This window comes from Streptomyces sp. NPDC051018 (assembly GCF_044456085.1).
In the GTDB taxonomy this organism is placed as follows: Bacteria; Actinomycetota; Actinomycetes; order Streptomycetales; family Streptomycetaceae; genus Streptomyces.
In genome coordinates, this window is the sequence record NZ_JBITFN010000012.1 from 23,977 (window position 1) to 49,177 (window position 25,201).

General features: G+C 71.0%; 20 protein-coding genes. 13 read left to right on the forward strand and 7 right to left on the reverse strand.

All coding sequences use genetic code 11. The features are described from left to right. The first annotated feature begins 457 nt into the window (after nt 1-457). Both dcd and ACIBCM_RS21270 read left to right on the forward strand, forming a co-directional pair. The gene (gene dcd / locus ACIBCM_RS21265; RefSeq protein ID WP_399245410.1) at nt 458-1,033 is read left to right on the forward strand and encodes a dCTP deaminase; all 576 of its coding nucleotides are present in this window, start codon (nt 458-460) and stop codon (nt 1,031-1,033) included. A 5-nt stretch (nt 1,034-1,038) separates the two neighbouring features. Next, nucleotides 1,039-1,536, forward strand: coding sequence for a phosphoribosyltransferase (locus ACIBCM_RS21270; RefSeq protein WP_399245736.1), 498 nt, complete (start codon nt 1,039-1,041; stop codon nt 1,534-1,536). A 253-nt stretch (nt 1,537-1,789) separates the two neighbouring features. Here ACIBCM_RS21270 and ACIBCM_RS21275 read toward each other — a convergent pair whose 3' ends face one another. From ACIBCM_RS21275 to ACIBCM_RS21285, 3 genes are all read right to left on the reverse strand, one after another. Continuing rightward, nucleotides 1,790-2,668 carry a Yip1 family protein gene (locus ACIBCM_RS21275; RefSeq protein ID WP_399245412.1) on the reverse strand — a complete coding sequence of 293 codons (879 nt, stop codon included), beginning with the start codon at nt 2,666-2,668 and terminating at the stop codon, nt 1,790-1,792. A gap of 533 nt (nt 2,669-3,201) precedes the next feature. After that, nucleotides 3,202-5,487: a (Fe-S)-binding protein gene (locus tag ACIBCM_RS21280; RefSeq protein ID WP_399245414.1), complete on the reverse strand. Its 2,286-nt coding sequence runs from the start codon at nt 5,485-5,487 to the stop codon at nt 3,202-3,204. Nucleotides 5,488-5,670: 183 nt separating this feature from the next. Continuing rightward, nucleotides 5,671-6,432: a sugar transferase gene (locus ACIBCM_RS21285; RefSeq protein ID WP_399245415.1), complete on the reverse strand. Its 762-nt coding sequence runs from the start codon at nt 6,430-6,432 to the stop codon at nt 5,671-5,673. A 484-nt stretch (nt 6,433-6,916) separates the two neighbouring features. Here ACIBCM_RS21285 and dnaK point away from each other — a divergent pair, with 484 nt between their 5' ends. From dnaK to ACIBCM_RS21305, 4 genes are read left to right on the forward strand one after another with little or no spacing between them, the layout of a single operon-like run. Beyond that, nucleotides 6,917-8,785, forward strand: a complete 1,869-nt coding sequence (gene dnaK / locus ACIBCM_RS21290; RefSeq protein WP_399245416.1) for a molecular chaperone DnaK — start codon at nt 6,917-6,919, stop codon at nt 8,783-8,785. Further along, on the forward strand, nt 8,782-9,468 hold the full coding sequence (gene grpE, locus ACIBCM_RS21295) for a nucleotide exchange factor GrpE (protein ID WP_399245418.1): 687 nt from the start codon (nt 8,782-8,784) through the stop codon (nt 9,466-9,468). Before dnaK ends, grpE begins: the two co-directional genes overlap by 4 nt. A 51-nt stretch (nt 9,469-9,519) precedes the next feature. Beyond that, nucleotides 9,520-10,707, forward strand: a complete 1,188-nt coding sequence (gene dnaJ / locus ACIBCM_RS21300) for a molecular chaperone DnaJ (protein WP_399245419.1) — start codon at nt 9,520-9,522, stop codon at nt 10,705-10,707. Nucleotides 10,708-10,712: 5 nt separating this feature from the next. After that, a complete protein-coding gene (locus tag ACIBCM_RS21305) occupies nt 10,713-11,174 on the forward strand; it encodes a heat shock protein transcriptional repressor HspR (RefSeq protein WP_399245421.1) in 462 nt (153 codons plus the stop codon). A gap of 558 nt (nt 11,175-11,732) precedes the next feature. Here ACIBCM_RS21305 and ACIBCM_RS21310 read toward each other — a convergent pair. Then, complete coding sequence (locus ACIBCM_RS21310) at nt 11,733-12,716, reverse strand: helix-turn-helix transcriptional regulator (protein ID WP_399245423.1); 984 nt, start codon at nt 12,714-12,716, stop codon at nt 11,733-11,735. Between the two features lie 362 nt (nt 12,717-13,078). Between ACIBCM_RS21310 and ACIBCM_RS21315 the strand changes: the two genes are divergently transcribed. Then, nucleotides 13,079-13,399 carry a (2Fe-2S)-binding protein gene (locus tag ACIBCM_RS21315; protein WP_399245425.1) on the forward strand — a complete coding sequence of 107 codons (321 nt, stop codon included), beginning with the start codon at nt 13,079-13,081 and terminating at the stop codon, nt 13,397-13,399. A 159-nt stretch (nt 13,400-13,558) separates the two neighbouring features. Here ACIBCM_RS21315 and ACIBCM_RS21320 read toward each other — a convergent pair whose 3' ends face one another. Then, entirely contained in the window at nt 13,559-13,969 is a 411-nt protein-coding gene (locus ACIBCM_RS21320) for a pyridoxamine 5'-phosphate oxidase family protein (RefSeq protein WP_399245427.1), read from the reverse strand. 163 nt (nt 13,970-14,132) lie between these two features. Here ACIBCM_RS21320 and clpB point away from each other — a divergent pair, with 163 nt between their 5' ends. Further along, the gene (gene clpB, locus ACIBCM_RS21325) at nt 14,133-16,736 is read left to right on the forward strand and encodes an ATP-dependent chaperone ClpB (protein WP_399245429.1); all 2,604 of its coding nucleotides are present in this window, start codon (nt 14,133-14,135) and stop codon (nt 16,734-16,736) included. 257 nt (nt 16,737-16,993) lie between these two features. Then, on the forward strand, nt 16,994-17,533 hold the full coding sequence (locus ACIBCM_RS21330) for a YbjN domain-containing protein (protein WP_399245430.1): 540 nt from the start codon (nt 16,994-16,996) through the stop codon (nt 17,531-17,533). A gap of 183 nt (nt 17,534-17,716) precedes the next feature. Here ACIBCM_RS21330 and ACIBCM_RS21335 read toward each other — a convergent pair whose 3' ends face one another. Next, the gene (locus ACIBCM_RS21335) at nt 17,717-18,949 is read right to left on the reverse strand and encodes a hypothetical protein (protein WP_399245738.1); all 1,233 of its coding nucleotides are present in this window, start codon (nt 18,947-18,949) and stop codon (nt 17,717-17,719) included. A gap of 203 nt (nt 18,950-19,152) precedes the next feature. After that, nucleotides 19,153-20,580 carry a pyridoxal phosphate-dependent aminotransferase gene (locus ACIBCM_RS21340; RefSeq protein ID WP_399245432.1) on the reverse strand — a complete coding sequence of 476 codons (1,428 nt, stop codon included), beginning with the start codon at nt 20,578-20,580 and terminating at the stop codon, nt 19,153-19,155. 151 nt (nt 20,581-20,731) lie between these two features. Between ACIBCM_RS21340 and ACIBCM_RS21345 the strand changes: the two genes are divergently transcribed. The 4 genes from ACIBCM_RS21345 to ACIBCM_RS21360 all read left to right on the forward strand — a co-directional run bounded on the left by ACIBCM_RS21345 (nt 20,732) and on the right by ACIBCM_RS21360 (nt 25,159). Beyond that, nucleotides 20,732-21,061, forward strand: coding sequence for a hypothetical protein (locus ACIBCM_RS21345; protein WP_399245434.1), 330 nt, complete (start codon nt 20,732-20,734; stop codon nt 21,059-21,061). A 543-nt stretch (nt 21,062-21,604) separates the two neighbouring features. Then, nucleotides 21,605-22,153, forward strand: a complete 549-nt coding sequence (locus tag ACIBCM_RS21350) for a DUF2617 family protein (protein WP_399245435.1) — start codon at nt 21,605-21,607, stop codon at nt 22,151-22,153. 112 nt (nt 22,154-22,265) lie between these two features. Further along, nucleotides 22,266-23,849 carry a polyamine aminopropyltransferase gene (locus ACIBCM_RS21355; RefSeq protein ID WP_399245437.1) on the forward strand — a complete coding sequence of 528 codons (1,584 nt, stop codon included), beginning with the start codon at nt 22,266-22,268 and terminating at the stop codon, nt 23,847-23,849. A gap of 191 nt (nt 23,850-24,040) precedes the next feature. Then, the gene (locus ACIBCM_RS21360; protein WP_399245439.1) at nt 24,041-25,159 is read left to right on the forward strand and encodes an SRPBCC domain-containing protein; all 1,119 of its coding nucleotides are present in this window, start codon (nt 24,041-24,043) and stop codon (nt 25,157-25,159) included. The last annotated feature ends 42 nt before the right edge of the window (nt 25,160-25,201 follow it).

Here is a 25,201-nt window from a genome sequence, read left to right on the forward strand (position 1 = left end):
CAAGGGGCGAGGGCCGAGGGGGAGGGGCTGTGGGGGATCCGGCTCGGGAAGAGATCGGGCGGAGAGTGGACAGGGGTGCGGGGGTGGGGAGTTGAGGCGTAGCGTGGCGCGCGGAGTGCCGCTCGGTGGTGGGGCGGGTTCATGCCTTAATGTGGGCCTTCGTCCGCATTTGTTGGGGAAGGGGCCCGATGGATTTGATGGAGCGCACCGTCGTCCGCTGTGCCGAGGGGCACGTTTTCACCACTGCTTCGCTGCCGATGCAGCAGCTCGGGGCCCGGCGGATCGGGCCCGGGAGGCTCATCAGGTGTCCGCGCTGTGCTCGGTTGCGCAATGTCGTGCGGGTGGAGGCCGCCAAGTGACACAGGACGGCAGGGCGCGCGCCGGTCGGTAGCGTGCCGTGGAGGCGCACGGGCCGTCCGAGTGGGGTGGCTCCGTGCGCTCTGCGTATCCTCGGGGGGTGCTTCTCTCAGACAAGGACATCCGGGCCGAGATCGACGCCGGACGGGTGCGCATCGACCCGTACGACGAATCCATGGTGCAGCCCTCGAGTATCGATGTGCGGCTCGACCGCTACTTCCGGGTGTTCGAGAACCACCGCTATCCGCATATCGACCCCGCCGTGGAGCAGGCCGATCTGACGCGTACGGTCGAGCCGGAGGGGGACGAGGCGTTCATCCTGCACCCCGGCGAGTTCGTGCTGGCGTCGACGTACGAGGTCATCTCGCTGCCCGACGATCTGGCGTCCCGGCTGGAGGGGAAGAGCTCTCTCGGGCGGCTCGGGCTGGTCACCCACTCGACCGCCGGATTCATCGACCCCGGGTTCTCGGGGCATGTCACGCTGGAGCTGTCGAATCTGGCGACCCTGCCGATCAAGCTGTGGCCGGGAATGAAGATCGGCCAGCTGTGCATGTTCAGGCTCAGCTCGCCCGCGGAGTTCCCGTACGGGAGCGAGCGGTACGGGTCGCGCTACCAGGGGCAGCGGGGGCCGACGGCCTCGCGGTCGTTCCAGAACTTCCACCGGACGCAGGTGTGACGGCTGTGGGCGCCGTACGGGAGAACCTGACGTACGAGCGGTTCGGGACCGCGATCCGGGAGCTGGCGCAGAGCGTCGCGGACGACGGGTACGAGCCGGACGTCGTGCTGTCCATCGCGCGGGGCGGGGTCTTCGTGGCGGGCGGGCTGGCGTACGCCCTCGACTGCAAGAACCTCCATCTGGTCAACGTCGAGTTCTACACCGGGGTCGGGCAGACGCTGGAGATGCCCGTCATGCTGGCGCCGGTGCCCAATGTCGTGGACTTCTCGAACAAGAAGGTCCTCATCGCCGACGATGTCGCCGACACCGGCAAGACCCTCAAGCTGGTGTACGACTTCTGCCTCGACCATGTCGCCGAGGTGCGCTCGGCCGTCATCTACGAGAAGTCGCACTCGCTGGTGAAGTGCGAGTACGTCTGGAAGCGCACCGATGACTGGATCAACTTCCCGTGGTCCGTGGAAGAGCCCGTCGTACGGCGTCCGGGGCAGGTCCGCGACGCCTGACCCCGGTCTCCTGTCCGGGGGTCCGCCGTCCGGTCGGGGGCCCGGTCGGTCTGCCTGCGCCCGGTGGGGCCCCCAACCTGGTGGGCCCGGGCTCGCGTAGGGCGGCCGGTGGGACCCGCAGCCCGGTTGAGCCCGGGCCGGGTGGGCCCGCGCCCGGCGCCCGCGCCCCGTGGAGCCCCGGCCCGGCGCCTCGGCCGGGTGCCCCGGTGCAGCGGCACCCGGCGGAGCATCGTTCGGAGGCGCCCCGGCCCGGTCAGATCGTGCCGAGCTTGATGATCGACAGCAGGGCGATCAGCTGGATCGCGGACGCGCCCAGGGCCTTCGGCCACGGCAGGTCGTGTGACTTGCTCACCATCGTGGTGAACAGGGCGGCCGCGCCCAGCCAGGTCGCCCAGCCGATCAGCTGGACCAGGGAGTTCTCGCCGCCGAGGAAGAGGGCGAAGACGAGGCGCGGGGTGTCCGTGATGGCCATGATCAGCATGGAGAGGCCCACCGTCGGCTGCCATGCGCCCGTGCCGCCGAACTGGCGGGCCAGGGTGTGTGTGACCGCGCCGAGCATCATCGAGCCGATGACGAACGCGACCGCCGTCGTGAGGACGAACGGGATCGCCGTGGACAGCGTCGCGTTGATCGTCTCCTCGCGCGGCTTGTCCAGGCCGAAGATCGCCAGCAGGCCGTAGAGGAAGGTTACGGTCAGCGCCGGGCCCCAGACCGGGTAGTCCCGCATCTGGAGGAACGTCTGCCCGGGGCGCAGGACGACGCCGCTCAGCAGCTGCTTCCAGTGCAGCCGGGGGCCCACGGGCGGGGCGGGGGCACTGCCCGCCTGGTAGGTCGCGCCCTGGCCATAGGGGTCGTTGGTGCTGAACACCTGGGTGTGGCCGGGGTTGTTGGCGTACGGGTCCTGGTAGGGGGCGCCCTGGTGCTGCTGCTGGTACGGATCGCCGTAGTACTGCGGTTCTCCGTACGGGTCCTGGGGGTGATGTCCGCCGGGGTGGCCGCCGCCGGGGTGCCCGCCCGGGTGGCCGCCGCCCGCCTGGGGAGGCCACGGCTGCTGCCCGTGAGGCGGCGGTGCCTGCGGTTGCTGCTGCTGCGTGCGGTTGTCCCGGCCGCGTCCGATCCTGAATCCAGCCACCTTGTGAACGTACCCGGTCCCGCTGTGCGGCGGAGCGGCCGGACAGTGTACGTGGCCCTTTGCGGCCGACCTGTGACATCCCCTAAGGGGTCCCCGGGGGGTTGTCCCCAGGCTCCCGGGACCCCGTCGGATCAGGTCCTCGGGGGCGGGGGAACCTGCCCGGGGGCGTGCGCCCGGTCGGCGTAACCGGAGCGGGTACGCGCAGCCGGAGCGGGGCTGCGTACGGGCGCCCGGCCCCTGCCCCGGAGAGCCGCCCCGGAGAGCCGCCTCGGGAGGGCGGGCCCGGAAGCGGGCGCAGATACGGGCGCGGGCCCCGGCCCACGGAGAGCCCCCGTCCCGGAAGGGCTCGAAAGGCGGGCGAGCCCGCTCACCGAGGTGAACGGGCCTGCCCACTGTCCGCGGGGGAGTCCGCGGGTACGGATTCAGACGCGCCCGCCGCCGGTACGTACGGGACACGGGACACGGGACACGGGGACACCCGGAGGTGTCCCCGTGTCTCCGGCTCCCGCGGTGTCACCCGCTCCGGCGCGCCCTCACGTCACCGGCTCCGGCTCCGGCGTGCCCTCCGGGGACTCCGATTCGGTCGGGTCGGCCGGGGGCGTCTTCACCGAGTCCAGGAGCAACTGCGCCACATCCACGACCTGGAGGCTCTCCTTCGCCTGGCCCTCGTTCTTCTTGCCGTTGACCGAGTCGGTGAGCATGACCAGGCAGAACGGGCACGCCGTGGAGACGATGTCGGGGTTGAGGGACAGGGCCTCGTCGACGCGCTCGTTGTTGATGCGCTTGCCGATCCGCTCCTCCATCCACATGCGCGCGCCGCCGGCGCCGCAGCAGAAGCCGCGTTCCTTGTGGCGGTGCATCTCCTGCTGGCGCAGGCCCGGGACGGCGGACATGATCTCGCGCGGGGGTGTGTAGACCTTGTTGTGACGGCCCAGGTAGCAGGGGTCGTGGTAGGTGATCAGACCGTCGACCGGGGTCACCGGGAGCAGCCGGCCCTCGTCGATGAGGTGCTGGAGCAGCTGGGTGTGGTGGATGACCTCGAAGTGGCCGCCCAGCTGCGGGTACTCGTTCGCGATGGTGTTGAAGCAGTGCGGGCAGGTCGCGACGATCTTCTTCGACGACTTCGGCTTGCTGGTGGCCGGGTCGACCTTGCCCTCGTCGTCGAGCTCCTCGCCGAACGCCATGTTCAGCATCATGACGTTCTCCTGGCCGAGCTGCTGGAACAGCGGCTCGTTGCCCAGGCGGCGGGGGGAGTCACCCGTGCACTTCTCCTCGCCGCCCATGATCGCGAACTTCACACCGGCGATGTGGAGCAGTTCGGCGAAGGCCTTCGTCGTCTTCTTGGCGCGGTCCTCCAGGGCGCCCGCGCAGCCGACCCAGTACAGATAGTCGACCTCGGTGAGGTCCTCGACGTCCTGGCCGACGACCGGGATCTCGAACTCGACCTCCTTGGTCCACTCCAGGCGCTGCTTCTTCGCCAGACCCCAGGGGTTGCCCTTCTTCTCCAGGTTCTTGAGCATCGTGCCCGCCTCGGACGGGAACGCGGACTCGATCATCACCTGGTAGCGGCGCATGTCGACGATGTGGTCGATGTGCTCGATGTCGACGGGGCACTGCTCGACACAGGCGCCGCAGGTGGTGCAGGACCACAGCACGTCCGGGTCGATGACGCCGTTCTCCTCCAGCGTGCCGATCAGCGGGCGCTCGGCCTCGGCCAGCGCGGCGGCGGGGACGTCCTTCAGGGCCTCGGCGGACGCCTTCTCCTCGCCCTCCATGCTCGTGCCGCCGCCGGCCAGGAGGTAGGGGGCCTTGGCGTGCGCGTGGTCGCGCAGGGACATGATCAGGAGCTTGGGGGAGAGGGGCTTACCGGTGTTCCAGGCGGGGCACTGCGACTGGCAGCGGCCGCACTCGGTGCAGGTGGAGAAGTCGAGGATGCCCTTCCAGGAGAAGTGCTCGACCTGGGAGACGCCGTAGACGTCGTCGTCGCCCGGGTCCTCGAAGTCGATCTCCTTGCCGCCGCTCGTCATGGGCTGGAGCGCTCCGAGCGCCACGGCGCCGTCCGCGTTCCGCTTGAACCAGATGTTCGGGAAGCCGAGGAAGCGGTGCCAGGCGACACCCATGTTGGTGTTGAGCGAGACCGTGATCATCCAGATCAGAGAGACGCCGATCTTGATCATCGCGGTGAAGTAGATCAGGGTCTGGAGCGTGGGAACGCTCAGCCCGTCGAAGAGCAGGACCAGCGGGTACGAGACGAAGTACGAGGCCTCGTAGCCGCCGATGTGGTGGATCGCGCCCTCCAGTCCGCGCAGGACGAGGATCGCGAGACCGATGGTGAGGATGACGTACTCGACGAAGTACGCCTGCCATGCCTTGGACCCCGCGAAGCGGGACTTGCGGCCGGCCCGGGAGGGCAGGCTGAGCAGCCGGATCGCCATCAGGACCAGGATGCCCGCCACCGTCATCAGGCCGATGAACTCGATGTACATCTCGAACGGCACCCAGCCGCCGATGACCGGCAGCACCCAGTCGGCCTTGAAGAGCTGGCCGTACGCCTGGAGCAGGGTCGGCGGCAGCGTGAGGAAGCCGATCGCGACGAACCAGTGGGCGAAGCCCACGATGCCCCACCGGTTCATCCGGGTGTGGCCGAGGAACTCCTTGACCAGAGTGGTCGTGCGCTGCTTGGGGGCGTCGGTGCGGCTGCCCGCAGGCACGGGCTGGCCGAGCTTCACGAACCGGTAGATCTGCGCGACGGCTCGGGCGATGAGCGCAACGCCGACCACCGTCAGGACCAGCGACACGATGATCGCGGCGAGTTGCATTTCGGGGCTCCTCGGGCCTGCGAGGGAGTGGGCGACAGTAGGAACAATCCAGCACAGCCGGGGCGGTCAAGCACCGTGTGCTGTATCACTACTGCACTACTAAGCGGTAACTTAATCAGTCCGTGCTGAGACTACCCACTTCTGTCTTCGCACTGTAGTTACCCGGCCGGTGATCTGTGTCGCTCAGGCTTGCCTCAGCCCGCAGGCGCGCCGCGGGCCCCGGCCGCGGGTGGTCGCGGGCAGGGTCCGGGCCAGGATCGCGAGGTCCATTCCCAGCCAGTGCTCGCGCACATAGTGCGCGTCCAGAACGGCCATCTCCTCCCACGGCAGCCCGGTGCGCCCGCCGATCTGCCACAGGCCGGTGATTCCGGGGCGTACGGCCGTACGGACCCGGTCGGCGCCCGTGAGCGCGGCGGTGCGCTCCGGTGTCAGCGGCCGGGGGCCCACCAGGGACATCTCACCGCGTACGACATTGAGCAGCTGGGGCAGATGGTCGAGGTAGTGGCGGTGCAGCAGCTTGCCGACCCGGGTGGCGGGGGTCATCCGGAACGTCAGCATCGGGAACGGGCGGCCGTTCAGGCCGGCGCGCTCCCGGCGGAGGAGCACGGGGCCCCGTGAGGTCGCGGCGACCGCGGCGGCGAGGGCGAGCAGCGGTACGGCGAGCAGCAGCAGGAGGGCGGTGGAGGCGAGGAGGTCGACGGCCCGCTTGGCAGAGGGGGGTACGGGTCCCCAGGCCGTCGGCGGGGCGGGGTCCGGAGCGCTGTCCGGGGTGGCCGGGGCGGTGTCGTCCGGGGCGCTCCTCGGGGCGGCCGGCGCGGTGGGGTCCGGGGCGGGTCCCCGGTCCGGTGCGTGCCCCGGGTCCTCCGTGGCGGTGCGGTTCGGTACGTGGCCCCGGTCCGTGGGGTCCGGGGTGCGTTCCCGGCCGGCCGCGGCTTCCCCGTTCACGCGCATCCTCGTTCGCCGCCCGTCCCTCGTTCACCGCCCGGCCCGCTCGGCCCGCTCGACATCGGGGCCTTTACCGGTTTCACTGCCTCTGTGGTGCTCTGAGGCTTTTGGAAGTACTTGCGGTGCCTGACTCTCGCAGATGGGTGCCGGTGGGGCGGGTGCGCCACGCGCGCGTGGCGCACCCGGAGTGCCCGTGCGGTGCCCGTAAGGGCCCGGGCGCGCCGCGGGCGGTGATCCGCGGCCCGTACCGGCGCGGGGCCGGGGCCTCGCCGGCCGGTCGGCCGAAGCGCCGGGCGCGGGTCGGAATGGCGGGCGCGGGTCGGAATGGCGGGATCCGCATAGAGGCTGCATCGAAGGTGCCTCGAGGGTGCGGATAAGTGCTGGATAAAAGTTGAGTGGGGTCGACTCAGGTCCTTTGACTCCGGGAGGGTAGTCGTGCATCCTTGAGCCAGATCCACTCAAGTAGTCAGCTGGAGGAATTGACATGGCACGTGCGGTCGGCATCGACCTGGGCACGACTAACTCCGTCGTCAGCGTTCTGGAGGGCGGCGAGCCCACCGTCATCACCAACGCCGAGGGTGCCAGGACCACGCCGTCCGTCGTCGCCTTCGCGAAGAACGGTGAGGTGCTGGTCGGCGAGGTGGCCAAGCGCCAGGCGGTCACCAACGTCGACAGGACCATCCGTTCGGTCAAGCGCCACATGGGCACCGACTGGAAGATCGAGCTCGACGGGAAGAACTTCAACCCGCAGCAGATGAGCGCGTTCATCCTGCAGAAGCTGAAGCGGGACGCCGAGTCCTACCTGGGCGAGAAGGTCACCGACGCGGTGATCACCGTCCCGGCGTACTTCAACGACTCAGAGCGCCAGGCCACCAAGGAGGCCGGTGAGATCGCGGGTCTGAACGTCCTGCGCATCGTCAACGAGCCGACCGCCGCCGCTCTGGCGTACGGCCTGGACAAGGACGACCAGACCATCCTCGTCTTCGACCTCGGCGGCGGCACCTTCGACGTGTCCCTCCTGGAGATCGGTGACGGTGTCGTCGAGGTCAAGGCCACCAACGGCGACAACCACCTCGGTGGTGACGACTGGGACCAGCGTGTCGTCGACTACCTGGTGAAGCAGTTCGCCAACGGCCACGGAGTGGACCTCGGCAAGGACAAGATGGCTCTCCAGCGTCTGCGCGAGGCCGCGGAGAAGGCGAAGATCGAGCTGTCGTCCTCCACCGAGACGACGATCAACCTCCCGTACATCACGGCGTCCGCCGAGGGCCCGCTGCACCTGGACGAGAAGCTCACGCGCGCCCAGTTCCAGCAGCTGACGACCGATCTGCTGGAGCGCTGCAAGACCCCGTTCCACAACGTCATCAAGGACGCGAACATCGCGCTCTCCGAGATCGACCACGTCGTTCTCGTCGGCGGCTCGACCCGTATGCCCGCCGTCGCCGAGCTCGTCAAGGAGCTGACCGGCGGCAAGGAGGCCAACAAGGGTGTGAACCCGGACGAGGTCGTCGCCATCGGCGCCTCGCTCCAGGCCGGTGTCCTCAAGGGCGAGGTCAAGGACGTCCTGCTCCTCGACGTGACCCCGCTGTCCCTCGGTATCGAGACCAAGGGCGGCATCATGACCAAGCTCATCGAGCGGAACACCACGATTCCGACGAAGCGCTCCGAGATCTTCACGACGGCCGAGGACAACCAGCCGTCCGTGCAGATCCAGGTCTACCAGGGCGAGCGTGAGATCGCCGCGTACAACAAGAAGCTCGGGATGTTCGAGCTGACCGGTCTGCCGCCCGCCCCGCGCGGTGTGCCGCAGATCGAGGTCTCCTTCGACATCGACGCCAACGGCATCATGCACGTGACCGCGAAGGACCTCGGCACGGGTAAGGAGCAGAAGATGACCGTCACCGGCGGCTCCTCGCTGCCGAAGGACGAGGTCGACCGCATGCGCCAGGAGGCCGAGCAGTACGCGGACGAGGACCACCGCCGCCGTGAGGCCGCCGAGACCCGCAACCAGGGCGAGCAGCTCGTCTACCAGACCGAGAAGTTCCTCAAGGACAACGAGGACAAGGTCCCGGGCGAGGTGAAGACCGAGGTGGAGGCCGCGGTCGGCGAGCTGAAGGAGAAGCTCAAGGGCGAGGACATCGCCGACATCCGTACCGCCACCGAGAAGGTCGCGGCCGTCTCCCAGAAGCTCGGCCAGGCGATGTACGCCGACGCCCAGGCGCAGCAGGCCGCGGGCGACGCCCAGGGTGACGCGGGCGCCGGCGCCGGTGCCGGCCAGGCGAAGGCCGAGGACGACGTGGTGGACGCCGAGATCGTCGACGACGAGAAGGACACCAAGGGCGGTGCGGCGTGACGGAGGAGACTCCGGGCTTTGACGAGAAGCCCGACGTTCCTTCCGGCGCCACACCTGACGACGCCGCCGAGACCGCCGCGTCCTCCGGCAAGGAGGACAAGGCGGCCCCGGCAGGGGACGCAGACAGGATCACCGGTCTGACGGCCGAACTGGACCAGGTCCGTACGGCGCTCGGCGAGCGCACCGGCGACCTCCAGCGGCTTCAGGCCGAGTACCAGAACTACCGCCGCCGTGTGGAGCGCGACAGGATCACGGTCAAGGAGATCGCCACGGCGACCCTTCTGACCGAGCTGCTGCCCGTGCTCGACGACATCGGCCGCGCCCGTGACCACGGGGAGCTGGTGGGCGGTTTCAAGTCGGTCGCCGAATCGCTGGAGACGGCGGTGGCGAAAATGGGTCTTCAGCAGTTCGGCAAGGAGGGCGAGCCCTTCGACCCGACGATCCACGAGGCGCTGATGCACAGCTACGCGCCGGATGTCACCGAGACCACGTGCGTCGCGGTGCTCCAGCCGGGGTATCGCATCGGCGAGCGAACCATCCGCCCCGCGCGGGTCGCGGTGGCCGAGCCCCAGCCGGGCGCGGCCCCCGCCTCCGGCAAGGAGTCCAAGGACGGCAAGGACGCCAAGGACACCCAGGGGACGGCGGCTGACGGCGAGGAGAGCGGTGGCCCGGAAGAGGGCTGACGCGGCTGAGGCAGTGAGCGTCCGGAGGACAGTCCGGAAGGAGGGACGTCGATGAGCACGAAGGACTTCGTCGAGAAGGACTACTACAAGGTCCTCGGCGTCCCCAAGGACGCCACCGAGGCGGAGATCAAGAAGGCGTACCGGAAGCTCGCCCGCGAGTTCCACCCGGACGCCAACAAGGGTGACACCAAGGCCGAGGAGCGCTTCAAGGAGGTCTCCGAGGCCAATGACATCCTCGGCGACCCCAAGCGGCGCAAGGAGTACGACGAGGCCCGCGCCCTCTTCGGCAACGGCGGTTTCCGGCCGGGTCCCGGCGCGGCCGGCGGTTCCTTCAACTTCGACCTGGGCGACCTCTTCGGGGGCGCCCAGGGCGGGGGCCAGCAGGCGCCCGGGGCCGGCGGCTTCGGCGGCGGCCTGGGCGATGTCTTCGGCGGTCTGTTCAACCGCGGTACGGCGACCGGGACCCGGGTCCAGCCGCGCCGCGGCCAGGACATCGAGTCGGAGGTCACGCTCAGCTTCACCGAGGCGGTCGACGGGGCCACGGTCCCGCTGAGGATGTCCAGCTCGGCGCCGTGCAAGGCGTGTTCGGGCACCGGCGACAAGAACGGTACGCCCCGGGTGTGCCCGACCTGTGTCGGCACCGGACAGGTCTCGCGCGGCGGCAGCGGCTCCTTCTCGCTGACCGACCCGTGCGTCGACTGCAAGGGCCGGGGGCTGATCGCGCAGGACCCCTGCGAGGTCTGCAAGGGCAGCGGGCGTGCCCGCTCCTCGCGGACCATGCAGGTCAGGGTCCCCGCGGGTGTCTCCGACGGCCAGCGGATCCGGCTGCGCGGCAAGGGCGCGCCCGGTGAGCGCGGCGGCCCCGCCGGTGATCTGTATGTGGTCGTCCATGTCGGCACACACCCCGTGTTCGGCCGCCGGGGCGACAATCTGACGGTCACCGTGCCCGTCTCGTACACCGAGGCGGTGCTCGGCGGTGAGGTGAAGGTGCCCACGCTCGGCGGCCCTCCGGTGACGCTGAAGCTGCCACCCGGCACCCCCAATGGACGGACGATGCGCGCCCGTGGCAAGGGGGCCGTCCGCAAGGACGGGACCCGTGGTGATCTGCTGGTCACCGTCGAGGTCGCGGTTCCCGAGGATCTGAGCGACAAGGCGAAGGAAGCGCTGGAGGCGTACCGCGAAGCCACCGCGGACGAGGACCCGAGGGCCGAGCTGTTCCAGGCCGCGAAGGGAGCATGAGACCCGTGAACGGAAGGGACGCCAGGGACGGAAGGCGCCGTAACCCCTTTCAGCTGACCGATGAGTCGCCGGTGTACGTCATCTCGGTGGCGGCCCAGCTCTCGGGGCTGCATCCGCAGACCCTGAGGCAGTACGACCGGCTGGGCCTGGTCTCCCCGGACCGCACCGCGGGCCGGGGCCGGCGCTACTCGGCCCGGGACATCGAACTGCTGAGGACCGTCCAGCAGTTGTCGCAGGACGAGGGCATCAACCTCGCCGGGATCAAGCGGATCATCGAGCTGGAGAACCAGGTCGCCGCGCTGCAGTCCAGGGTCGCCGAGCTGTCGGCCGCCGTGGAGGGCGCGGCGGCGGCGATGCAGCAGCGCGAGGCCCAGGTGCACGCCTCGTACCGGCGTGATCTGGTGCCGTACCAGGATGTGCAGCAGGCGAGCGCGCTGGTGGTGTGGCGTCCCAAACGGGGCGAGTAACCCCCGGGGGCGCCGGCCCCTCGGCACGGTGGTTCTTTGAAGGGCCCCGGGCTCGTGGGGCAGTAGTCCTTACGGGTCCCCCGGGCCCTCCGCAGGGCGAAAGCGGCTGCCCCGGGGGTGCGGGGCCGCGTTGTGCCGGGACCCGGCCGCCGAGCGGACTTCTCGGCTGCCCCATGGTCGGGGGCCCGCGGGGTGACGGCCGGTGCCGTACCTGATGTGGGCCCTCAACGGCCCTGTTCCGCCGGGCAGATGGGACGCCCGGAGCCCCACCGGCAGCCGCCCACCGGTCCACGTCCCAGAGCAAGCGCGACCCGCACCCACTCGCCCCAAGAGCCCTTTGTGGGGCCTGTGTTGCCCCTGTGGCGCTCTCGTACGCCTGTACGCCAGTTGTGGCGGGTACGCGCCAACGCCGGCCTCAGACGGGCTTCTGCGGCCCCGGACCTGCGGCGTGGGCCGTGGCGGGCCGCCGGGTGCGGGGTCCGGCCCCGCCCTTCGACCGGAAAACGCCGCCCCGCAAGGGCCCCGTCGCGGATGGGGGCTCCTGTGGGGCCGGCGGCTTCAGGAATCGTGTTCCAGAATGCCCGACTGGGCGATGAGATAGCCCAGTTGGGTCCGGCTGCCGCTGCCGAGTGACGACCCCAGTTTGGCGATATGGGCCCGGCAGGTCCTGACGTTCATCCCGAGCCGGCGCGCGATCGCCTCGTCCACGTGCCCCTCCACCAGCAGCTTGGCGATGGAGCGCTGCACCCCCGTGACGCCGTCCAGATCGGGTCCGTACGAGATGGGCTGCTCCCACGGCAGTCCGTGCAGCCAGAACTGCTCGAAGACGCCGACGAGATACTCGACGATCCCCTTGTGCCGCAGCTCCAGCGCGAAGAGCCGGTCGGTGCTCGCCGGGATGAAGGCCACCTGCCGGTCGACGATGATCAGCCGGTCGATGATCTCCTCCAGGGTGCGCACCTCCACTCCGGAGGGCGCCACCTTCTCCATGTAGGAGAGCGTCGCGGGATGGTGCCGGGCGGTGTGCTGATAGAGCGTGCGCATCCGCACACCCCGTTCGATCAGGGGTTCCACCCGCCGCAGCGCCTTCTCCAGGGAGTGCGGCTGGCGCCCGCTGCCGGGCTGGACGGTGAGAAGCTCCTGGGTGCAGCCGGCGGTGACCTGATCGAGAGTCGCGTTGATGCGGTTGAGGCCCTCAAGGACGGTTATCCCCTGCGGGACGGTGGAATTCTGAGCGGTGAACGCCATGAATGGCTCAAGAGAGTCGGCGAGGGCCACCGCCCGGCGTCTGCGCTCCTGGATCTCCCGCTCGATGGGGTGAATCAACTGTGACAGAGCGGTCGTCGGCGGCACGGGCCGCAGCCACTGACCGTCGTAGGGATCCGGGTCGAGCAGGGCGAGGTCGAAGAGACACGGTGTGGATTCAGCTTCTGACCGGGCGATACGCCCGGTGCGCAGAGCGGTGATGTAAAGACTCTTTCCCGCCTCGCACAGCTTGCCGTCTGCGTGAGGGTGTCCGTGTTCGCCCTCAATAGACGTCATATGTACCCCCTCATGTTCCTGCAATACAGGAACATGATGCCTGCGGTCGCTGGTGCAAGCGTTCGGAGTGAGACATCGTCTTATTCGCGGGGGAGGACGAATGATCAAATGAGGTGGAGATCACCCATGTCTAGGACGGTACGTGCTCTATGTGCCCTTGCCATGGCGGCGGCCGCGTTCGGCGCGGTGGCTGCCGGCGGTGAGCTCTCCGGGGAAGGCCGCTCCGTCCCGACGGTGGCGGTGACCCAGGGTGAGCCCTCGTGGGAGTCCGCTCCCGCGGACACCTCCCGGGAAGGCGGCGCGCCGGGTCGAGTGCGTTCCGGTGAGCCCTCCTGGGAGCTCCTTTCCGAAGGTCCGGAAGCATGACCGTTCCACCGGACGACCGGGTCTTCCGGCGTGAGATGGCCACGGCCTACCGCTCGGGGTGGCACTTCATCGACCTCGTCACGGCGATTCCCCACCGTGGCGACTCGTTGATGGTGACCCTGTTCGGAGAGCCCATCGTCGTGGCCCGCGAGGAGGACGAGGACGTCCGCGCATACCGGTGCCTCCGACGGCCGCGCGGTGCGCCGCAGCCGGTCGGCTGTGCCATCCGCTACGGCATGATTTTTGTCAATCTGGACCAGCGCGACCATCAGATGGCCGAGCCCGACGCCACCACCGCCACCCCCCGCAGTGCCTGAGCGATTCCCCCGTCGCACCACGTCGCTCCGGCACTTCCCCCACACAGCGGCGCCATCGCGGACCTGAAACGCGATGGCGCCGCTGTGCTGCGCGCGCTCCGGCGCCGCCCGGTAGCCCCTCCGAGTCCTCAGCCCTCAGCCCTCCGAGTCCTCAGCCCCTCAGGCCCGCCCGAGCGCCCGGCTCACCGCGATCTCGATGACCACCCGGTCCGGGTTGGGCCCCGGCATCCGCCCGTAGCGCTCCGCGTAGCGGCGTACCGCGTCCTCGACCACGTCCGGCTCGGTCCGCACCCGCGCCACGCCCTCCAGCGTCGCCCAGCGGCCCCGGTCCACCTGGCAGACCGCCACCCGGGCACCGCCCTCCCGCGCCGACTCCACGATGTTGGCGACCTTCCGGCTGCCCTTGTTGGTGATGATCCGCGCGATGCCCTCCCCGGGGTCCAGCGTCACGCCCACCGGTACGACATGCGGGCTGCCGTCCTGCCGCAGAGTGGTCAGGGTGCACAGGTGGTACTCGCGCCAGAACGCGAGGTAGTCGGAAGTGAGGTCGAGTACGTCTCCGGTGGCCATGACCCCCAGCGTAGGGACGGAGTCGGTGGCGCGCCTACAGTTGAGTGGAATAGACTCAACTTTATGCAGGTTGACTGAGTCAGTGTGTGAGATACGTGTGAGATGGGTGTGAGATGCCCGAAAGCAGTCAACCCGTGTCGAGAGCCAGGAGGAGAGACCGCACGTGGACGCCGAGCTGACCAACAAGAGCCGGGACGCCATCAACGCCGCCACCAGCCGGGCGGTGTCCGCAGGGCATCCCGACCTCACTCCCCCGCATCTGCTGCTGGCGCTGCTGACCGGCCAGGACAACGCGAACATCATCGACCTCCTGGCCGCCGTCGGGGCGGACCAGAGTGTCGTACGGGCGGGGGCCGAGCGCGCCCTGGCCGCGCAGCCCAGTGTCACCGGCTCCACCGTCGCACCGCCGCAGCCGAACCGCGAGTTCCTCGCCGTCATCGCCGACGCCTCGCGGTACGCCAAGGAACTCGGCGACGACTATCTCTCCACCGAGCATCTGCTGATCGGCCTCGCCGACAAGGGCGGAAAGGCCGCGGAGGTGCTGGGCGAGCAGGGCGCGACGGCGGAGGACCTGCTCGACGCCTTCGAGACGATCAGGGGAGGACGCCGGGTGACCACCCCCGATCCCGAGGGGCAGTACAAGGCGCTGGAGAAGTTCGGCACGGACTTCACCGCGGCGGCCCGTGAGGGCAAGCTCGACCCGGTCATCGGCCGTGACCAGGAGATCCGCCGGGTGGTGCAGGTGCTCTCCCGGCGCACCAAGAACAACCCCGTCCTCATCGGCGAGCCCGGCGTCGGCAAGACCGCCGTCGTCGAGGGCCTCGCCCAGCGGATCGTGAAGGGCGACGTTCCCGAGTCGCTGAAGAACAAGCGCCTCGTCGCCCTCGACCTCGGCGCGATGGTCGCGGGCGCCAAGTACCGCGGTGAGTTCGAGGAGCGGCTGAAGACCGTCCTCGCCGAGATCAAGGCGAGCGACGGCCAGATCATCACCTTCATCGACGAGCTGCACACCGTCGTCGGCGCGGGCGCCGGCGGCGACTCCGCCATGGACGCGGGCAATATGCTCAAGCCGATGCTCGCCCGCGGCGAGCTGCGCATGGTCGGCGCGACCACGCTCGACGAGTACCGCGAGCGGATCGAGAAGGACCCGGCGCTGGAGCGGCGCTTCCAGCAGGTGCTGGTCGCCGAGCCGACCGTCGAGGACACCATCGCCATCCTGCGCGGGCTCAAGGGCCGTTACGAGGCCCACCACAAGGTGCAGATCGCCGACTCCGCGCTCGTCGCCGCCGCCACCCTCTCCGACCGCTACATCACCTCGCGCTTCCTGCCGGACAAGGCCATCGACCTCGTCGACGAGGCCGCCTCCCGGCTCCGGATGGAGATCGACTCCTCCCCCGTCGAGATCGACGAACTCCAGCGGTCCGTCGACCGGCTGCTGATGGAGGAGATGGCCCTCAAGAACGAGTCCGACCCCGCCTCCCGCCAGCGCCTGGAGAAGCTGCGCCGCGACCTCGCCGACCGCGAGGAGGAGCTGCGCGGTCTCACCGCCCGCTGGGAGAAGGAGAAGGAGGGCCTCAACCGCGTCGGTGAGCTGAAGGAGAAGCTGGACGAGCTGCGCGGCCAGGCCGAACGCGCCCAGCGCGACGGCGACTTCGACTCCGCCTCCAAGCTGCTCTACGGGGAGATCCCGGCCCTGGAGCGGGAGCTGGCCGCGGCCTCGGAGGCCGAGGAGGAGGCCCGTACCGACACCATGGTCAAGGAGGAGGTCGGTCCCGACGACATCGCGGACGTGGTCGGCTCCTGGACCGGTATCCCCGCCGGGCGGCTGCTGGAGGGCGAGACCCAGAAGCTGCTGCGGATGGAGGAGGAGCTGGGCCGCCGGCTCATCGGCCAGACCGAGGCGGTCCGGGCGGTGTCCGACGCGGTACGGCGTACCCGCGCGGGTATCGCGGACCCCGACCGGCCCACCGGCTCCTTCCTCTTCCTCGGCCCGACCGGTGTCGGCAAGACCGAGCTGGCGAAGGCCCTCGCGGACTTCCTCTTCGACGACGAGCGGGCGATGGTCCGGATCGACATGTCGGAGTACAGCGAGAAGCACAGCGTCGCCCGGCTGGTCGGCGCCCCTCCCGGCTATATCGGGTACGAGGAGGGCGGCCAGCTCACCGAGGCCGTACGCCGCCGTCCGTACAGCGTGATCCTGCTCGACGAGGTGGAGAAGGCGCACCCGGAGGTCTTCGACATCCTGCTCCAGGTCCTCGACGACGGCCGGCTCACCGACGGCCAGGGCCGGACGGTCGACTTCCGCAACACGATCCTGATCCTCACGTCCAATCTGGGCAGCCAGTTCCTGGTGGAGCCGCTGATCGGCGCGGAGGAGAAGAAGCAGCGGGTCCTGGAGGTCGTACGGGCCTCCTTCAAGCCGGAGTTCCTGAACCGGCTCGACGATCTGGTGGTCTTCTCCGCGCTCACCAAGGACGAGCTGGAGCACATCGCGAAGCTCCAGATCGGCCGGCTCGCGGCGCGGCTGGCCGACCGCCGGCTGACGCTGGACGTCACCCCCGCGGCCCTGGAGTGGCTCGCGGACGAGGGCAACGACCCGGCGTACGGCGCCCGCCCGCTGCGGCGGCTGATCCAGACGGCGATCGGCGACCGGCTCGCCAAGGAGATCCTGGCCGGTGAGATCACGGACGGTGACACCGTACGGGTGGACCGCTTCGAGGACGGCCTGATCGTGGGCCCGGTTCCGGTCTCCGGGAAGACCCTCTAGGCGCCCCGGTCCGGGGGCGGGCCGGGGCCTTCGGAACCGCGGGGCCCCGGGCCCGTGGACACCCTCCCGGGCCCGCCCCGGGACTCGGCTGTGGGCCGGCTGTGGGCCCGCTGTGAAGGCGCGGATCCCGGGGACGGCGGCGGTCCCCGGGATTTACCCATCCCTGGTGGCAAACAGGACGGCTCATGGGGTGGGGGTTGCCACTCCCGGCCCGGGATGGGGGAGGATGGCGGCATCCGTACGAAGGGAAATCCACGGTGACCATCGATCCGTCCTCGATTCCGAATTTCGGGGGCCAGCCCCAGCCCCAGGCCGAAGGACCGGCGGGCCCCGTCGTTCCCGACCAGGACCTCGTCAAGCAGCTCCTGGACCAGATGGAGCTGAAGTACGTCATCGACGACGAGGGCGACCTCGCCGCCCCGTGGGAGGAGTTCCGCACCTACTTCATGTTCCGCGGTGAGGCGGAGCAGCAGGTCTTCTCCGTGCGGACCTTCTACGACCGGCCGCTGCCCGTCGACGACCGCAACCAGATCCTGGAGGCGATCGACGACTGGAACCGCCGCACCCTGTGGCCCAAGGTCTACACGCACCTCCACGAGGACGAGGAGGGCGGCGCCACCATCCGCCTCATCGGCGAGGCGCAGATGCTGATCGGTACGGGCGTGAGCCTCGACCACTTCGTCCAGTCGACCGTCGGCTGGGTCAGCGCGTCGATCGAGTTCGACAAGTGGTTCGCCGAGCACCTCGGTATCAAGCCGGCGCAGGACGGGGGCGACGAGCCCTCCGCCGACGCCTGATTCGCATTGGATGGAACGCTCGCTCCAATGGCGTAACCCCCTCGCGGAGGGCCGTGCGGTCCGCGAGGTTCCCGAGGTCCGCGAGGTTCCGGGGCCAGGTACCCCGCGTACCCCCGGTCCCTGCTCCGGGCGAGCCTCCGGCCCTTGCTCCGGGCGGGCCCCGTCGCTCCGGAGCGCGATGTCCTACAGCGCGATCGGGGACAGCGTCAGCAGATACGTCCCATACGCGAACGAGAGCCCGGCCAGCGCGACGGTCACCGCGACCGCCGCCGGTGGCCGGGCTCTCGTCAGCGCCAGCGCGATCGGCAGCAGCAGCGGGAACGCGGGCAGCAGAAAGCGCGGCTTCGACTCGAAGAAGCCCGAGCCCCCGATCGTGATCAGCACCAGCACCCCGGTGTAGACGACCAGCGCCGCCGGCGGCCGCTCCAGCACCAGCACGGCGAACAGCGCCACCGACACCGCGACGATCAGCAGCGCCATCACCAGCGGGAGCACGGTCGGCCGCAGCACGATGTCCCGCACCACCCGCAGGGCCCCGGCCCCGAAGTCGAACGTGGACGTCCAGCCGCGCTGCACCGCGAAGTACCCTCCCAGCGGATCGCCCTTGCGGAAGCCGACGTAGAGCACATATGCGCACCAGCCGAGCGGTGCCAGGACGGCGCCGAGCCAGATCCGCAGGCTCGCGGGCTCCTCCGCGCCGCCCGCCCGGCCGAGCCCGGTCCGCAGCCCCAGCAGCCGCTCCCGCCTCCGGTGGCGCCGGATCAGCTCCCAGCAGGCGACCCCGGTCACGGCCGCCGCCACCGCGATCCCGTTGGGGCGCGCCAGGCCCGCCAGCGCGGAGAGCGCCCCGGCCCAGACCCAGTGCCGGGTCAGCACCGCGTACAGCGACCAGGCGGCGAACGCGGTGAGCAGCGGTTCCGTATACGCCATGGTCAGCACGATCGAGTGGGGCAGCAGCCCCCACAGCAGCACCAGCACCGTCGCGGCGCGCCGCCCGTGGAGCCGTTCCCCGATCGCGTAGATCCCGAGGGCCGCCGCGCCCGCCGCGGTCCAGGAGATCAGCAGTCCGACCGTCCCGCTGGTCACCGGCAGCACCGCCGACACGGTCCGCACCAGCGCGGGGTAGAGCGGGAAGAACGCCAGATCGCTCTGGACCGCGCCGTCGGGCCAGGTCAGCGTGCGGCCGTAGCCGTGTTCGGCGATCAGCATGTACCAGTCGGAGTCCCAGGCCCTGCCGAGGATCGCGCGCGGTCTGCGGCCGATGTGCCAGGCCCAGCCGGACATCACCAGCAGCCCGGTCAGCCGTGCCGCCGCGAACAGCCCGAGCGCGGGGGCCGCCCGTGACAGTCCGGCGCGCAGACGCGGGAGGGGCGGTGTGCCCGCCGCCGCTGCTTCGTCGAAGGTCTCGGCGGACAGGGGGCACCTCCGGGCGCGCGGTTGTGTCGTCCGACATCGTCCGACACAACATGAGTGGCCCGGACGGCTCAGGCGAGCGCAAGAGAGCCGACAGGCCCGGTTGCCGCCGGAATCCCACCCGGACGTGTGAACCCGCCCGTGTCCCGGCCCCCGGCCGGGCACCCACGGGTGACGGACCTTGCCCCACCACCCCGGAGGGAGGATCACCGCAGGGGCGCCCCCAGGGCCTTGAGCCGGGCCACCGCCTCCTGGAGCACGCTCTCGCGCTTGCAGAAGGCGAACCGTACGAAGGGCGCGCCCTCGGTCCGGTGGTCGTAGAAGACCGCGTTGGGGATGGCGACGACTCCGCAGCGTTCGGGCAGCGCCCGGCAGAAGGCGAAGCCGTCGCTCTCGCCGAGCGGGCGGATGTCGGTGGTGACGAAGTAGGTGCCGGACGGGCGGTAGACGTCGAAACCGGCGTCCGCGAGACCCGCGCTCAGCAGATCGCGCTTGGACCGCAGATCGTCGCGCAGGGCGTCGAAGTACGCGGGCGGCAGCCGCAGCGCCTCGGCCACCGCGTACTGGAACGGTCCGGCGGACACATAGGTCAGGAACTGCTTCGCCGAGCGGACGGCCGTCACCAGTCGGGGTGCGGCGGTGACCCAGCCGACCTTCCAGCCGGTGAACGAGAACGTCTTTCCCGCGCTGCCGATGGTGACCGTGCGCTCCCGCATCCCGGGGAAGGCGGCGATGGGGGTGTGCTCCCCGTCGAAGACCAGATGCTCGTAGACCTCGTCCGTGACGACGAGGAGATCGCGTTCGACGGCGAGGGCGGCGACGGCGGCCAGCTCCTCACGGGTGAGGACCGTGCCGGTGGGGTTGTGCGGGGTGTTCAGCAGGATCAGCCGGGTGCGGTCGGTGACGGCGTCCCGCAGCTCGTCCAGATCGAGGTGGTACGCGCCGTCCCGGGGGCGCAGGGTGACCGGTACGCGCCGCCCGCCCGCCATCGCGACACACGCGGCGTACGAGTCGTAGTACGGCTCCAGCGCGATGACCTCGTCACCCGGCTCGACGAGGGCGAGGAGGGCCGCCGCGATGGCCTCGGTGGCCCCCGCGGTGACGAGGACACCGGTGTCCGGGTCGTGGTCCAGGCCGTAGCGGGTCCGCTGGTGGTCGGCGATCGCGGTACGCAGCTCGGGGACGCCCGGCCCCGGCGGGTACTGGTTGCCCCGGCCGTCGCGCAGGGCGCGGACGGCGGCCTCGCGGATCTCCTCGGGGCCGTCGGTGTCGGGGAAGCCCTGGCCCAGGTTGATGGAGCCGGTCCGTGCGGCCAGCGCCGACATCTCCGCGAAGATCGTCGTGCCGAACTCCGCCAGCCGGCGGTTGAGCAGGGGCCGCTCGGAGGCGGGACCGGTGGGCCGGGGAGGCCGGGCGGCCGGAGTGGACCGGGCGGGTCCTCCGGCGGTTGCCGCGGGGCCGGCGGGGCCGGCGGGGGTTCCGGTGCGCCGGTCGGGCCCGGCGGTGGGGTCCGGGGGGCCTGTGGGGTCGGCGGAGGGGGACAGCGGGGGGCCGGGAACTGCGGTGGGGCCGCTGTGGCCTGCGGGTTCGCCGGGGCTCTGGGGGCCGGCAGCACGTTCGTCCATGGTCGCCATGGCGTCATCCTGTGCGGAAGCTCTGGAGTAGCTCAAGTCGGCTTTGGCGCCGGAAGCGGGAGGGCATCCCCCTGTCACGCGAGAAGGGGTCCCGCCCGCAAGGGCGCGAGGGGGGGGCTCGTTCGGGGGATCGACAAGGACGGTGAGAGCTATGGGGGCTTTCCTGGGAATGCTGATCGGCCTGGTTCTGCTGCTGGGAGCCTTGGGGGCCGTACTCGTCTGGGCGAACAGGACCCGCCGGTACGCGGGCGGGGCCGACGACGCGGCGGCCCGGCCGGCGGCCGCCCGTGCGGCCGGACGCAAGAAGCGACGCAGTGGCGCGGAGGCGTCCGGCGGTGGGGACGGCGGCTGGTGGCCCTGGAGCGACGGCGGTTCGTCGGGCGGCGACGGCGGCTCCTCGGGAGGTGACGGCGGGGGCGGCTCCTCCGGCGGACACAGCTGCGGTGGCGGCGGTGGCGGCTGCGGCGGAGGCGGCAGCTAGGACACGGCCCGGCCAGGTCCCGTAACCGCTGCGACCGCCCGTGACCGCGGGGACGGTTCTCACCGCCGGGGGAGGCGTGGAGGGCCAGGGGACCATCGGGGGGAGCCGGTGCGGCCGGACGGCACTCGTCCGGCCGCACGGCAGACGACGCACGGACGCACGGCACGCGATGTGGCTTATGTCACCGATGAGTCGGTACGGCGGAAAGAGTCGATACCGCAGGAGCGGAGGCGGCTGACACGGGGCAGCCGGTCCGCCACCGGGAGGGCACCTGACGGGAGGGAACTCCCGTCAGGTGCCTCTTTCTGTGAACAGATGAACCAGCAGGGCCCCCTAGGGGATGGAAACCCCTCCAACTTGGGTAAAAACGCTGTGGGCCGCGCGTACTTCGTGGTTCCCTCGCTGACGGAACCTGTGGGAACCATCCGGCCCTCGGGCCGGCTTGGAGCCGAGACGGCGGTCCCCCTCATCAGTTGTTCATTGCCGCTCAGGGGCGCCCAGGTCCACGTATCCACCGCCGAAGCGTGTTTGCGGAGCCGATCCATGCTCACGACCCTCCATACCGCCTACACAGACACCCGTGCCGATGACCTCGCCTGGGCGCTCGGCCGGGAGCCCCTGCCCGCCCTGGCCGTGCTCGACCTCGAACTCGGCGGCGCACGGCTCCAGCTCAGACTGCTCGGCGCATCCCATCAGGTGCTGCTGGAGGACGCGTACGGCAGCTGCTCCGAGACCGTCGCCTGCATGCCCGGGAGCAGCACACCTCTTCCTCTGGGGGTCGCCAAGCAACTCGGCGACCGGGAGTACGAGTTCGCGGCCCGGGTCGAGACGCTGTCGGAGGGGTCGTTCGCCGGGCGGGCGCAGGAGCTGCTGGCCCTGGTCGCCGACCATCCGAACTCCCTGGCGGGAACGTTTCCCGGCTCCCCGCACGCCTTCACCGCGATGATGGCGCAGCGCCTGGACCAGCAGGTGCTGTGGCGCACCTGGCACGCCTACCCGCAGGAAGGCCGGCTTGTCGTCACCCGCACCCGGGTCGGGGCCCTCTCCCGGAGCGCGGGAACGGTGCGCCGTTCCGAGCCGGCGCTGCTGTAGTCCGCCCGCGCGCGCCGGGCGCCAGAACCTCGCTGTCACCTCCGTCTCGCATGCCCCGGGGATACGCGTGTGGGTGACAGGATGTTCGAGAGGGCTCACGTAGCGTGACCACATGATCGACCAGTCGCAGCAGCTGTCACCGCCACCTGTCGGGGTGCGCCTGCCGGTGCGCCCCGACGCGGGCCGGTATCTCGTGCTGCTGGTCGTCTTCGTCTGCGCCGCCTGCGGACTGGTGTACGAGCTGGAGCTGGTCGCCCTCGCCTCCTATCTGATCGGCGACTCCGTCACCCAGGCATCCGTGGTGCTGTCCCTGATGGTGTTCGCGATGGGTATCGGCTCGCTGCTCGCCAAGCGGCTGCGCTGCCGGGCCGCGTTCGGCTTCGGTCTGCTGGAACTGGCCCTCGCGCTCGTCGGCGGCTCCTCCGCGATGGTGCTGTACGCGTCCTTCGCCTGGTTCGGGGGGTCACGGGCCGTGCTGGTCGCGTTCTCCCTGGCCATCGGGGTGCTGATCGGGGCGGAGATCCCGCTGCTGATGTCCCTGATGCAGCGCATCTCCCGGCGGGACGCCGACGGCACGGTCGCCGATCTGTTCGCCGCCGACTATGTGGGCGCCCTCGTCGGCGGACTCGCCTTCCCCTTTCTGCTGCTGCCCTGGCTGGGCCAGCTCTCCAGCGGTCTGCTGACGGGCGCGGTCAACGCCGTTGCGGGCGGCTCGCTGGTGCTGTGGCTCTTCCGCCGGGAACTGACGGCCCGCTCCCGGGGCTGGCTGCTCGCCGCCAATGCGCTGGTCCTCGCGCTGCTGGCGACCGCGACGGTGATGGCCGACGACTTCGAGCGGGCCGCGCGCCGGGCCGTCTACGGCGATCAGGTGCGGGTCGCCGTGCAGACCGGTGTGCAGGAGGTGGTGCTCACGGGAGGCCGCTCGGGGCCGCTGGAACTGTTCCTCGACGGGCGGCTGAAGGTCAGCGGCCGGGACGAGTACCGCTACCACGAGGCGCTGGTCCACCCCGCGATGACCGGCCCGCACACCCGCGTGCTCATTCTCGGCGGCGGCGACGGGCTCGCGGCGCGCGAGGTCCTGCGCTACCGGGGTGTGGAGGAGGTGACGGTCGTCGAGCTGGACCCCGGACTCGTACGCCTCGCCCGTAGCGACCCCGCGCTCTCCGCGCTGAACGAACGGGCGTACGGCGATCCCCGGGTGGGTGTGGTGACGGCGGACGCGTTCGGCTGGCTGCGTGAGCCGGGCGCTCCGGGGAGGGGCGCGGACGGCAGCCCGGGGCGCGGGCGGGCGGCTTCCGCGTACGACGTGGTGATCGCGGATCTGCCCGGTCCCGGCCTCACTCCGAGCACCAAGCTCTACTCCCAGGAGTTCTACGGACTGGTCACATCGGTCCTCGCCCCCGGTGGGCGGCTGGTGGTGCACGCCGGAGAGATGGGCTCCCGTCCGCGTACGTACTGGACGGTGGACGCGACCCTGCGCGCGGCCGGATACGGCACCAGCCCGTACCGTTCCGGTGACGAGGGACTGCTGCTCGCGGCGGCGGGCCGGACCCCCGGGCTCGGTCTCAGTGCCGGCGCGCCCCCGCTGCGGTCGCTGACGCGGGCCGCGCTCGCCGACAGCGCGTGGCGGGCGGAGCGCACGAGGATGCCGGGCCTTCCGCCGTCGACCCTGGTCCATCCGCGCTACGGGAGCTGAGGGGGCGCCGCCGGGAGTCCGGACCCCCGGACGGGTGCCGATCCCGGTGGGCGGGCCGGGTGTGCGGGGCGATTCGGGTACGCGGGGCTTCGGCGCGGCCCGGACTCAGCAGGGAACGCCGTGACCCGGGTGCACGCTGACACGGACGGAAACGCAGACGCCGGGGGGCGCTCTGAGTACCCTCGGGTCCCATGGACCATGAGGTGTTCGTTCCGGTTGCGGCAGAGACCGTTCGAGAGGCTCTGAGGGACCCCGCACGGGTGGCCCGCTGCGTCCAGGGGCTTCAGCGGAACGCCGATGACGTGTCCGCGGGCCCGCTGTCCGGGCGGCTCAAGGTCCGTATCGGCAGCCACACCATCACCTACCGCGGCGCCCTGCGGATCGTGGAGCGGGACGGTGTCTTCACCGTCGAGGGCGAGGGCACCGAGGCCCGGGGCACGGGCTCGGTGACCTTGACGCTCACCATCGGCACGACCGAGTCCGAGGGCGGTACGACCCTGGCGTTCAGGGGGACGGCCCGCGCGGAGGGGCGGCTCGCGGAGCTGCCCGGCGCCTCGACCGAACAGACCGCCCACCGGCTGCTGGACCGGTTCGCCGAGCGGCTGGCGGCGGTCGCGGCGGAGGAGGCCCCCGCCGACGGGAAGCCGGTCGCGGGCGCCGAGTCGTCGGAGGAGCCTGAGAGGCCCGAGTCGTCGGAGGAGCCCGGGAAGCCCCGGGAATCCGGGAAGCCGGAGCGGGACAGGGCGTCGGAGGTGTCCGGGGAGGCCGGTGGGCCTGCCGGGCCCGGCCCCGGGGAGCCCGACCAGGCCGCTGCACAGGCCGACCAGTCCGACCAGGCCGGGGAGCCCGGGGAGCAGGACGCGGTCTCCGGACCCTCCGGCGCGGACGGGGAACCCCCGGCCCCCCGGACGCCCTCCGTGTTCGAAACCCCGGTACCGCCGCCCTCGCTCGGGGCCGACGCCGAGGACGAGTTCGACGCGTTCGAGCAGCTCGACGAGGAGCAGCGGCTCAATGAGTTCGTGGACGACGGAACCGACGAGGACGAGGACGACGATGAACTGGTCGAGTTCGGCGACCTTCCCGACGGTCTTCCCGACGAGCCGCCCGCCGAGGCCGCGCACGCCCGGCGCACCATGATCGGCCGCAGCGCCGAGGAGGTCGACCACGCGCCGCCGCGCGGCCGGTACGCGCCCACCCCCGCGCCCGACTCCGCCGCCGCGGGTCTGCCCCTGCGCTGGATCGCCCCCGCCGCCGCGCTCGCGGTGGCGTCCGCAGTGGTCGTCGGCCGGGCCCTGCGCCGCCGGAGGTAGCCGGCCGGACCGCCGCCCCCGCTGCCTCCCCGGGGCCGGGGC